The following is a 12,876-nucleotide window of genomic DNA, read 5'->3' on the forward strand; positions in this document are numbered from 1 at the left end:
GGTGTCGCACGGCTGGATGCGGCGCATGTCGTGGAGGTCGGGCCGGATGCTGCTCTGACGCCGTTCCTCGACGGAGGCATCCCCACCCAACGCAACTCCGAGGACATGGACGAGGAGACCGACGTCGTCGCCGCGCTGGCCCGGCTGCACGCCGCCGGTGTCGACGTCGACTGGTCCGCGTTCTTCGGCCCCGGCATCCGCCGCGTCGAGTTGCCCACCTACGCGTTCCAACGGCGTCGCTACTGGCTCGACGCGGGCACGCCACACGCCCCGTCCGCCGGTGACGACCTGTGCCACCGCATCGAATGGGTCCCCGTTCACGGTCGTCCGGCGGAGGGCCGTTGGGGCGTGCTCCCCGGCGACCCCGTCCTCGCGCGAGAACTGGTGGCAGCCGGTGCCGTCGAGGACGATCCGGACGGCTGGCTGCTGCCCGCCACCGGCGTCGACCACCTCCTGTGGACCCTGCGCGACCTCCAGGAACGGGACGACGACCGGCCCGTGTGGACGGTGACCCGCGGCGCCGTGGCCGTGCAGCCGGGCGCGGAGGTCGACCCTGAACCGGCCGCGGTCTGGGGTGCGGGCCGGGTGGCCGCGCTCGAACTGCCCGACACGTGGGGTGGTCTCGTCGACGTCGAAACGGCGTCGCAGGTGTTCGACGTCATCGGCGGCGACGAGGACCAGGTCGCCGTCCGCGCGGCCGGAACCTGGGCGCGGCGGCTCGCACCCGCGCCGGCCGCCACCGCGGACTGGCGGCCGTCCGGGACCGTGCTCATCACCGGTGGAACCGGTGCACTCGGCAGGCGGACCGCCGACCGGCTCCTCGCCGACGGCGCCGACCGGGTCGTGCTCGTCAGCCGCAGCGGCGCCGCCGCTCCCGAGCTCGCCGCGCACGGTGCGGAGGGACGTGACGTGCACGCCGTCGCCGCCGACGTCACCGACGAGGCCGCCATGCGATCCGTGCTCGACGCGTGGCAGCCCGCGGCCGTCGTCCACGCCGCGGGCACCGCGCTGACGAAACCGCTCACAGACACCTCTGCCGACGACCTCGCCGCGATCGCCGCCGCCAAGGTCACCGGCGCGGATATCCTGGACCGCCTCACCCGCGACCGGCAGCTCGACGCATTCGTCGTCTACTCCTCGATCGCCGGAACGTGGGGCAGCGGGGGCCAGGCCGCCTACGCCGCGGCGAACGCCCGGGTCGATGCCCTCATCGCCAACCGCCGCGCCGCGGGGCTGCCCGGCACCGCGCTGGCGTGGGGGCCGTGGGACGGCGACGGGATGGGCGGCGGCCGGGTCGGTGCCGACCTCGCCGAGCTGGGCCTGCGTCCGCTCGTCCCGGAACGGGCACTGAACGCGCTGTACCGCACCTCCCGCGCGCACCTCGTCGTCGCCGACGTCGACTGGGCGCGCTTCACCGAGACGTTCACGGCCCGCCGCCCGAGTCCGCTGCTCGAACGCTTCGCTCCCACCGCCCCTGCTCCCGGCGGCGACCGTGCGGACGAGCTCGCCGCGCTGCCGGACGACGAGCGCGCCGCCGCGCTGCTCGACCTCGTGCGCGACACCACGGCAACCGTGCTCGGACACCCCGACACGTCGACGGTCGGGGCCGACCGCACGTTCCGTGACCTCGGTGTCGACTCGCTGACCGCCGTCGAAGTGCGCAACGCCCTCGTCGCCGCGACCGGGCTGTCCCTGCCCGCCGCCGTCGTCTTCGACCACCCGACGCCCCGCGCGCTGGCCGAGCGGCTCATCGGCGAGCCGGCCGGCGGGGGCGATACCCGGCCCACTCCGCCGCGACCGGCGGTCGCGGCGGACGAACCCGTCGCAATCGTCGGCATGGCCTGCCGGTTCCCCGGCGGCATCGGCACGCCGGAACAGCTCTGGGACGCCGTGGCGAGCGGCGCCGACCTCATCGGGCCGTTCCCGCAGGACCGAGGATGGGACGGCGACGGCCACGGCGGGTTCCTCGACGCGGCCGGGTTCGACGCCGACTTCTTCTCCGTCAGCCCGAGGGAAGCCCTCGCGATGGATCCGCAGCAACGCATCCTGCTGCAGGTCGCGTGGGAATCGCTGGAACGTGCCGGTATCGACCCGCAGAGCCTCCACGGCACCCCGGCGGGCGTGTTCACCGGCATCAGCAGCCAGGACTACGTCTCTCTGCTGTCGGCGGCCGCCGAGGACGTCGGCGGGCACGTGCTCACCGGCAACGCCGTCAGTGTCGCCTCCGGCCGCATCGCCTACGCACTCGGGCTGGAAGGGCCCGCGATCTCGGTCGACACGGCGTGCTCGTCGTCGCTGGTCGCGCTCCACTGGGCCGCCCACGCACTGCGTTCCGGGGAATGCGACCTGGCACTGGCGGGTGGTGTCACGGTGATGCCGACTCCCGGAACGTTCACCGAGTTCACCAAGCAGGGCGGACTGTCCCGGGACGGCCGGTGCAAGGCCTTCGCCGACGGCGCGGACGGCACCGGCTGGGCCGAGGGTGCGGGCGTCCTCGTCGCCGAACGACTCTCCGACGCCCGAGCCAAGGGACATCACGTCCTCGCCGTGGTGCGCGGGTCCGCGATCAACCAGGACGGCGCGTCGAACGGCCTCACCGCTCCCAACGGTCCTGCCCAGGAACGGGCGATCCGCTCCGCCCTCGGCGCCGCCGACCTTCAACCGTCCGACGTGGACGCTGTCGAGGCGCACGGCACGGGGACGTCGCTGGGAGACCCGATCGAGGCCGAGGCGCTGCTGCGGACCTACGGCGTCGACCGCGACCCGGACACGCCGCTGTGGCTGGGGTCGGTGAAGTCCAACATCGGTCACACCCAGGCCGCCGCGGGTGTGGCCGGGGTGATGAAGATGGTGCTGGCGTTGCGCCACGGCACGCTGCCGCGCACCCTGCACGTCGATCGTCCGAGCTCGCACGTCGACTGGTCGGCGGGCACGATCCGGATCCTGGACGACCACAGGCCGTGGCAGCCGGGCGAGCGCGTGCGCCGCGCGGGCGTGTCGTCGTTCGGGATGAGCGGCACCAACGCGCACGTCGTCCTCGAAGAAGGTGACCCGGCGCCGATCCGTTCCGGTGATCCGGAGCAGCAGGCGCGCCCGCAGCCGTTCGTGCTGTCGGCCCGAACCCAGGACGCGCTGCGCGAGCAGGCCGCGCGGCTCTCCGACGTGTTGCCGACGGCGCCGGACGTCGACGTGGCGTGGTCGTTGGCGACGACGCGTGCGCGCCTGGAGCACCGGGCCGTCGCGTTGAGTGGTGACGCCGTGCGGGCGTTGGCCGAGGGTGCCGCGCATCCGTCGTTGGTGGAGGGTTCGGCCGACGACCCGGGACGTGTGGTGTTCGTGTTCCCGGGTCAGGGTTCGCAGTGGGTCGGGATGGCTCGGGACCTTGCGGCCGAGTCTCCGGTGTTCGCGGAGCGGTTGGCCGAGTGCGAGGCGGCGCTGGGCGGGTTCGTCGACTGGTCGCTGTCCGATGCACTGACGGACGCGGAGCTGCTCGAGCGGGTGGACGTGGTGCAGCCGGCGTTGTGGGCTGTGATGGTGTCGCTGGCCGAGGTGTGGCGGTCGTGGGACATCGAGCCTGCCGCGGTCGTCGGGCATTCGCAGGGTGAGATCGCCGCCGCCGTGGTCGCCGGCGCTGTGTCGCTCGAGGACGGTGCCCGTGTCGTGGCGTTGCGTTCTCGGGCGTTGCGGCGTCTCGCGGGGCAGGGCGGGATGGTGTCGATCGCGCTCGGTGCCGAGGACGTGCGGGAGCGGATCGGCCCGTTCGGCGACCGGCTGTCGGTGGCCGTGGTCAACGGCCCGTCGGCGGTGGTGGTCTCGGGGGAGCCGGGCGCCCTGGACGAGCTCATCGCCGCCTGCGAGGCCGACGACATCCGGGCGAAGCGGGTTCCGGTGGACTATGCCTCGCATTCGCCGCAGGTGGACGACCTGCGCGACGAACTCCTCGAGGCGCTGGCGCCGGTGACGCCGCGCGCCGGCGACACACCGGTGTACTCCACCCTCACGGGTCGGGTCGAGGACGGCTCGGGCATGGATGCCGAGTACTGGTTCGACAATCTCCGTAATCCGGTTGCGTTCGCCGACGCGGTGGAACGCCTCGTCGCCGACGGGTTCGGGACCTTCGTCGAGTGCTCCCCGCACCCGGTGTTGACGATGGCACTGCCGGACGACGTCGTCGCGGTCGGTTCGCTCAAACGCGACCAGGGCGGCCTGGACCGGGTGCTGTTGTCGTTGGGCGAGGCCGTGGTCCGCGGTGTGGAACCGGACTGGAACGCGGTCATCCCCGGTGGTCGACGTGTCGACCTGCCGACGTATCCCTTCCAGGAGCGCCGCTACTGGCCCACCCGCAAGACCGCCGCCGGCGACGTCGCCGCCGCCGGTCTGACCGCCACCGGGCACCCGCTGCTCCCGGCATCCACCGCGCTGCCCGGCGATCGCGGCAGGTTGCTGACGGGACGCATCAGCGTCGCCACGCACCCGTGGCTGGCCGACCACGTGGTGTCCGGCCGCATCGTCGTCCCCGGCACCGCACTCCTCGACATGGCGCTGCTGGCCGCAGGCCGGGACGCGATCGCCGAACTGACCTTCGCCGCACCGCTCGTGCTGGACGCAGGCGACGCGGTCGACATCCAGGTGTCCGTCACCGACGCGCTGGAGGTTCACGCCCGACCCGACGGTGGTGACTGGACCCGACACGCCACCGGAATCCTCGGGGAACCGGCGGCCGCGCCCGTGCCGGCGGAATGGCCTCCCGGGGACGCCGAGCCCGTCGACCTCGGCGACCTCTACGCCGACTTGGCCGTCGCCGGTCTCAGCTACGGCCCAGAGTTCCAGCGCCTGCGCCGCGTCTGGCGGCGCGGCGACGAGCTGTTCGCCGAGGCCGACGCCGGGGCCGACGGGGCCGAGACCGGCTCGACCCCGGGCCTCGGCGTGCCCCCGTCCCTGCTCGACAGTGCCCTGCACGCCGCGTTCCTGGGGAGCCGCGACGCCGCCGGATTGCCGTTCACCTGGACCGGGGTCACCCGCCACCCGGCGCCCACCGAGACCCCAGGCACGACCGGCGCGCAGACACTGCGCGTGCGCCTCGCCCCGGCCGGGGACAACGCGCTGAGCGTGCAGGCCTTCGACGGCGACGCCCGGCCGGTGCTCACCGCGGACGCACTCACGCTCCGGCCCGTGCCCGATCTCGCCCCCGACGGCGAACCGCTGTACACCGTGGACTGGGTACCCGCACCGGCCGTCGCTGCGTCCCCCTTCGCCGGGGAGACGGTGCGCGCCGACGGCGACCTCCCGGCCGTCCTCGACCGTCTCCGCGAACTCCTCGGGGGAGACGGGGACATCGCCGTGGTGGTGGACCCCGACACCGAACTCGGTGCCGCGGCAGGAGGGCTCGCCCGCTCCGCCGCGTCGGAACACCCCGGACGAGTCGTCGTGGTCGAGACCCCCGGCGGGGACGCCGCCCCCACTGACGCCGCCGGCGCGGGCGGCGCGAGCCAGGACGTCCCGCGGCGGGTGGACGCCGACCTTCTCGGTCGTGCCGTCGCACTCGGCGAGCCATGGGTGCGTGTGTGCCCCGATGTGGGGCAGGCGCGCCTCGACGTGCCGCGGCTCGTGCAGATCGACGGTCCCGATCACGACGGCACCGCGATGTCGGACCACACGGTGCCCGATGCCGCGGTGCCCGATGGTGCGGCGTCCGGCACCGTGGAGTCCGGCGGCGGTGCCGGCGTGCTCGGCCGGGACGACGCGGTACTGATCACCGGCGGTACCGGAACACTCGGCGCCGAGCTCGCCCGCCATCTCGCCCGCAACGGGGTGCGCGAGCTGGTGCTGGCAGGCCGCCGTGGGGACGCCGGGGACCTGCCGTCCGAACTGGCCGAGCTCGGCGCGACCGCACACGTGGTGGCCTGCGACGTCAGCGACCGTGACGCCGTGGCCGCGTTGCTCGGCGAGCACCGGGTCACCGCGGTGATCCACGCCGCGGGCGTGATCGGCGACGGGGTCGTGACGGGCCTGACCGACGAACAGCTCGCCGCGGTGTGGGCGTCCAAGGTGGACGCCGCCCGGCACCTCGACGAGCTGACCGGCGACCTCACCGCCTTCGTCGTCTTCTCCGCCGCCGCGGGGCTGTTCGGCAACGCGGGCCAAGGTGCCTACGCCGCGGCCAACGCCGCGCTCGACGCGCTCGTGGCGCGACGTCGGGCCGAGGGCAGGCCGGGCGTTTCGCTGGCGTGGGGCCTGTGGGCGCAGGCCAGCGGCATGACCGGTCACCTCGGTGACACGGACCGGCGCAGGCTCGCCCGTGCGGGCATACGTCCTCTCGTCACGTCGTCGGCACTCGACCTGTTCGACCGTGCCCTGGCGGCCGATCGCGCACTGCTGGTACCGATCGGGCTCGACCTGCCCGCGCTGCGCGCGGCGGGCGACCCGCACCCGTTGTTGCGGACACTGGTTCCCACGGCGCCCGCGTCGCCGCGGCGGCATGCCGAACCGGCGGGTGATCTGCTCACCCTGGTTCGGGAGACGGCCGCGGCGGTGCTCGGGCATCCGTCGGACGACGCCGTCGGTGCCGAACGGGCCTTCAAGGAGCTCGGCTTCGACTCGTTGACCGCGGTGGAACTGCGCAACCGCCTCACCGCCGCCACGGGACTGCGACTGCCTGCGACGCTGGTGTTCGACCATCCGACGCCACAGGCCGTGGCCGACCTGCTCGCAGGAACCGCCGGGGACGCCACCTCACCGTCGGCCGTCGACCCGACCGAGCCCGCACGCGGCGACGACCCGATCGCCGTGGTGTCGATGGCCTGCCGGTTCCCGGGCGCGGACGATCCGGACGCCCTGTGGCGGCTGGTCACCGACGGCGTCGACGCGATGGGCGGGTTCCCTTCCGACCGTGGCTGGGTTCTGCGCAGCGACTACCCGCCGATCGGCGCGTTCCTCGACGGCGCCGCCGATTTCGACGCGGACCTGTTCGGCATCAGCCCGCGAGAGGCGCTGGCCATGGATCCGCAACAGCGCGTGCTGCTGGAGACCGCGTGGGAAGCGCTGGAACGTGCGGAGCTCGACCCGCGGTCGCTGCGAGGCACCGGTACCGGTGTGTTCACCGGCATCATGTACTCCGACTACGCGAGCAGATTGCCGTCGGTGCCGGAGGATCTCGCACCGCTGCTGGCGACGGGCAGCTCCGCCAGCGTCGTGTCCGGCAGGCTCGCCTATGCGTTCGGGCTGGAGGGGCCGACGCTGACCGTCGACACGGCGTGTTCCTCGTCGCTCGTGGCCCTGCACCTGGCTGCGCAGGCGTTGCGGTCGGGGGAGTGCGACCTGGCCCTGGCGGGCGGCGCCACCGTGTTGTCGACCCCGGCGGTGTTCGAGGACTTCGCGCGGCAGGGCGGGTTGGCCGCCGACGGTCGGTGCAAGCCGTTCTCCGCCGACGCCGACGGCACCGGGTTCGGTGAAGGAGCGGGCCTGCTCGTGCTGGAACGCCTGTCCGACGCGCGGCGCAACGGACATCCGGTGCTGGCCGTGCTGCGTGGTTCCGCCGTGAACTCCGACGGAGCGTCCAACGGCCTGACCGCCCCGAACGGCCCGGCGCAACAGCGCGTGATCCGCTCGGCGCTCAGAACCGCCCGGCTGGATCCATCCGATGTGGACATGGTCGAGGCGCACGGAACGGGCACCACGCTGGGGGACCCGATCGAGGCGCAGGCGCTGCTGGCCACCTACGGCCAGGACCGCGAAACCCCGGTGCTGGTCGGGTCGATCAAGTCGAACATCGGCCACACCCAGGCCGCGGCCGGCGTCGCAGGTGTCATCAAGGCGATCCAGGCCCTCCGGCACGGCGTCGCGCCCCGCTCGCTGCACCTGGCAGACCCGTCGCCGCACGTGGACTGGTCGACGGGGTCGGTGCGGCCGCTGGCGGAGCAGTGTTCCTGGCCGGAGGTCGACAGGCCCCGCAGGGCCGCGGTGTCGTCGTTCGGGATCAGCGGCACCAACGCGCACGTCGTGCTCGAACAGTCGCCGCCCGCGCGTGCCGAGGCCGCCCCCGGCGGCACCGTCGACGCGGTGGGAGTCGCGAACGTCGCGGCCGATGTGGACGGTTCCGCGACAGCGGTTCCCGTGGTGTGGCCGGTGTCCGGCCGGTCCGGCGCCGCACTGCGTGCACAGGCGGCGCGACTGGCCGGGTTCGCCGAGCACGCCGACGACCTCCGCGCGGCCGGTGTCGCACTCGGCACCACTCGCGCCGCGCTGGACGTGCGGGCCGCCGCCACCGGCCTGGACCGCGACGAACTCGTCGCCGCACTGCGCCGCATCGCAGACGACGACACCGGCGATCCTGTCACCGCCACCTCGGGTCGTGTGGCGTTCGTGTTTACGGGTCAGGGCAGTCAGCGTGTGGGTATGGGTCGTGGGTTGGCGTCGGTGTTTCCGGTGTTTGCGGAGGCGTGGGCCGAGGTTGTGGGTCTGTTTCCGGGTGATGTGCGGGATGTTGTCGAAGGCGATGACCCGCGGATCGAGGGGACGGGGTGTGCGCAGCCGGGGATTTTTGCTTTTGAGGTTGCGCTGGTGCGGTTGTTGGCGTCGTGGGGTGTGGTGCCGGATGTGGTGATGGGTCATTCGGTGGGGGAGATCACCGCGGCGTGGGCGGCCGGGGTTCTGTCGTTGGAGGATGCGGCGTTCCTGGTGGTGGAGCGTGGCCGCCTGATGGGGCCGGTGGACACGCCGGGTGTGATGGCTGCGCTGGGGGTGTCGGAGGCGGAGTTGGTTCTGCCTGCGGGTGTGGAGTTGGCGGCGGTGAACGCGCCGAACTCGGTGGTGGTGTCCGGTGATGCGGATGCGGTGCGTGCGTTGGTGGAGGAGTACCGGGCGTGTGGGGTTCGCGGGTCGGTGTTGCGGACGAGTCATGCGTTCCATTCGGCGCATATGGATCCGGTGTTGGCTGAGTTCCGGTCGGTGGTTGAGCGGGTGGAGTTGCGTGAGCCGCGGGTCGAGGTCGTCCCTGTGGCCGGTGGCAACGACGATCCTTCCGCTGTGGGCTATTGGGTCGACAATGTGCGGAATGCGGTGCGGTTCGGCGACGGTGTCGCACGGCTGGATGCGGCGCATGTCGTGGAGGTCGGGCCGGATGCGGCTCTGACGCCGTTCCTCGACGGAGGCATCCCCACCCAACGCAAGGACACCGACGAAGTACGTGGCGTCCTCGACGCCCTCGGGGCGCTCTACTCGGCCGGCGCCCACGTCGATTGGCACGGCGTGTACCCCGGTGTGCGCCCGACGTCGGTGCCCACGTACGCGTTCCAGCGCACGCGGTACTGGCTGGACGCCCCGGCCGACAGCGGCAGCGGCTTGACCTACCGGACGGGGTGGCACCCCGTGCCGAGCGACAGCGGCCCGACACTCGCCGAACGGATCGACGCCGGTGAGGCCCGCCTGGTCACCGTCGGCTCACCCGCTGACCTCGCCGACATCCTCCGCGAGGTCGCCGCGGCGGACCAGCCGCCGCAGGCCGGGCTGTGGGTGCAGACCCGTGACGCCGTGGCCGTGGACACCTCCGAGGCACCCGACCCGGCACAGGCAGCCGTGTGGGCCGCGGGCCGGGTCGCCGCGCTCGAGTATCCGGAGGTGTGGGGCGGACTCGTCGACGGCGACCTGCCCGGCGACCTCCGGCCGGGGAGCGAGGACCAGATCGCCGTACGCGACGGCCGCGCCCTGTGCCGCAGGCTCGCGCGGACCACCGACAGCGCACCGTGGACCCCGCGCGGCACGGTGCTGATCACCGGCGGCACCGGAGCGCTCGGCTCCGCCGTCGCGCACTGGGCGGCGCGCTCCGGGGCGCAACGACTGGTGCTCACCAGCAGGCGCGGCCCCGACTCGCCCAACGCCACGGAACTCCGGGCGCTGGAAGACCTGGGCGTCGAGGTCGTGCTCGCGCGGGCCGAGACCACGGACGAGGACGCGCTACGCGAGATCGTCACCACCCATCCGCCGGACGCCGTCGTCCACGTGGCCGGCGTCGCCGAACACCGTCGGCTTGCCGGCGCCGATGCCGACCACTTCGCCGAACTGCGTGCCAAGGCCGAGGGCGCGCGGCTGCTCGACCGTCTCACCCGCGACCTCCCTCTCGATGCGTTCGTCCTGTTCTCGTCCGTGGCGGGTACGTGGGGGAGCGGTGAGCAGGCCGCCTACGCCGCGGCCAACGCCGAACTCGACGCGCTCGCCGAGCGCCGCCGCGCCGACGGTCTCCCCGGTGTCTCCCTCGCGTGGGGACCGTGGGCGGGCGACGGCATGGCCGACGGCGCGGGGCTGGAACGGCACGGGCTACGGCCGCTGGCCGCAGCCACCGCGATCACCGAGCTCGGCCGTCTCGCCCGCGCCCGCGGTGCCCTCGTCGTCGCCGACGTCGACTGGGCCCGCTTCGCCGACACCTTCACCGCGGCACGGCCCAGCCCGCTGCTGAGCGGGCTCCTGCCTGCTGTCGAGGAACACGCGGAACCCGAACCCGACCTGCTCGACAGGCTGCGGGCGTTGCCGGGGCCCGACCGCCTGCCACACCTGGTCCGGCTGGTGCGCGGCCATGCCGCGGACGTCCTCGGGCACGATGCGGCCGCGTCGGTCGCGGCGGGGCGCTCGTTCCGCGACCTGGGCTTCGACTCGCTCAGCGCGGTCCGGCTGCGCGACCGGCTCCGCGCGGCCACCGGTCTGGCGCTGCCCGCGACGTTCGTGTTCGACCACCCGACCCCGGCCGCAGCGGCCGAGCAGTTGCTGGCCGAACTGGCCCCCGGCGAGGCGGGCTCCGACGCGGACGACGAGCTGCACCGGCTGGTGGCGGGCATTCCGGTCGAGCGGCTCCGCGCAGCGGGCCTCCTGGACGACCTGCTCGCGCTCGCTCGCCGGCCCGGTGACGCGGACGAACCCGCTGCCACCGCGGCCGGGAGCGGACCGGACGAGCTCACAGACCTGGACGACATCGACGAGATGGACGCCGACCGGCTGATCCAGCTCGCCACCGACCACACCGACGCATGACGGCCCGGGAGCGCACATGACCACGTCGAACGAGAAACTCCTCGAGGCCCTTCGCTCCTCGGTCAAGGAGACGGAGCGGCTGCGCCGCCGCAACCGTGCTCTCGACGAGGCCCGGTCGGAGCCCATCGCGGTCGTCGGCATGGCCTGTCGTTTCCCCGGCGGCGTGCGCACTCCCGAACAACTGTGGGAGCTGCTCGTCGACGGCCGGGACGCGGTGGGCCCGTTCCCCACCGACCGCGGCTGGGACCTCGAAGCGCTCTACGACCCGGACCCAGACAACCCGGGCACCTCCTACACCCGTGAGGGCGCGTTCCTCGACGACGTCGCCGGCTTCGACGCCGGGCTGTTCGGCGTCCACCCGCGCGAGGCGCTGGCGATGGACCCGCAACAGCGCCTGCTGTTGGAGGCCACCTGGGAGGTCTTCGAACGCGGCGGGCTGGACGCCGCGACCCTGCGCGGCAGCCGTACGGGCGTGTACATCGGAGCGAACGTCCACGACTACCCGGAGGTGCTGCGCGGCGCGCCGGACGACCTGGGTGGATACGTCGCCACCGGTAACGCGGCGTCGGTGGTGTCCGGCCGCATCGCCTACACGTTCGGCCTCGAAGGCCCGGCGGTCACCGTCGACACCGCCTGCTCGGCGTCGCTGGTGTCGCTGCACCTGGCAGTGCAGGCCCTGCGTGGGGGCGAATGCGATCTCGCCGTCGCGGGCGGGGCGACCGTCATGGCGACTCCGGCCGCGTTCACCGAGTTCTCCCGACAGCGTGGTCTCGCCGCGGACGGCCGGTGCAAACCGTTCGCCGCGGCCGCGGACGGCACCGGCTGGGGTGAAGGCGTGGGCGTGCTGCTCGTCGAGCGCCTCTCCGACGCGCGCAGGCTCGGACACCGGGTGCTCGGAGTCGTGCGTGGCTCGGCGACCAATCAGGACGGTGCGTCCAACGGGCTGACCGCCCCAAACGGCCCCGCGCAGCGCCGGGTCATCCACGCCGCGCTGGAGAACGCGCAGCTGGCGACCGGCGACGTCGACGCCGTCGAGGCCCACGGCACCGGCACGTCGCTGGGCGATCCGATCGAGGCTCAGGCGCTGCTGGCCACCTACGGTTCCGACCGGTCGGCGCCGCTGCTGGTCGGCTCGCTGAAATCCAACATCGGCCACACCCAGGCGGCCGCGGGCGTCGCGGGCGTCATGAAGATGCTGCTCGCGCTGGAGCACGGCACGGTGCCCGCGACCCTGCACGTCGACACGCCCAGCCCCAGGGTGGACTGGTCGGCGGGCGCCGTCGAGGTCGCGACCGACCACCGCGAGTGGCCCTCGTCCGGCAGGCCGCGTCGCGCCGCCGTGTCGTCGTTCGGGATGAGCGGCACCAACGCGCACGTCGTGCTGGAACAGGCACCCGGCCCCGAACAGGCGGAGACGGCCGGTGCCGCCGAGCCTGCGGACGCCGCGGAACCCGGCGAGAACGGGCAGGCCGGCGAGTCGGCTCCGCCGCTGAGCCCTGGCGCGGTGGTTCCCGGTACCGAACGTGCCGGTACCGAGCTTCCCGGTGTCGCGGTTTCCGGTGTTCCCGTGCCGTGGTTCCTGTCCGCGGCAACGGCCGAGGCCGTGTGCGACCGGGCGGCCGCGCTGTCGGGGTCGGTGGCCGCGGGGTCGGCCGACGTCGGCGACGTCGCGCGGTCGTTGGTGTTCACGCGGACCGCATTGTCCGCCCGTGCCGTCGTGGTGGGAGATGCCGCCGGGCTCGCCGACGGGCTGGCCGCGCTGGCCACGGGTGCCCCGCACCCGGCCGTGGTGACCGGGACGGCCGACGATCCGGGTCGGCTGGTGTTCGTGTTTCCGGGTCAGGGTTCGCAGTGGGT

Annotated in this window: 2 protein-coding genes; both read left to right on the forward strand. The window is 73.7% G+C overall.

The genetic code is table 11. The annotated features are described in order from the left end of the window. The first annotated feature begins 105 nt into the window (after positions 1 to 105). A complete protein-coding gene (locus tag LY13_RS25070) occupies positions 106 to 11,019 on the forward strand; it encodes a type I polyketide synthase (protein WP_253831033.1) in 10,914 nt (3,637 codons plus the stop codon). A 16-nt stretch (positions 11,020 to 11,035) separates the two neighbouring features. After that, the coding region (locus LY13_RS25075; RefSeq protein ID WP_253831034.1) for a type I polyketide synthase at positions 11,036 to 12,876 on the forward strand (1,841 nt) is incomplete at its 3' end.

Source organism: Prauserella aidingensis (assembly GCF_024171865.1).
Lineage (GTDB): Bacteria > Actinomycetota > Actinomycetes > Mycobacteriales > Pseudonocardiaceae > Prauserella > Prauserella aidingensis.

Coding starts and splice junctions, on each gene's coding strand:
- LY13_RS25070 (WP_253831033.1), top strand. CDS start 106: ATGGACGAGGAGACCGACGTCGTCGCCGCGCTGGCCCGGCTGCACGCC.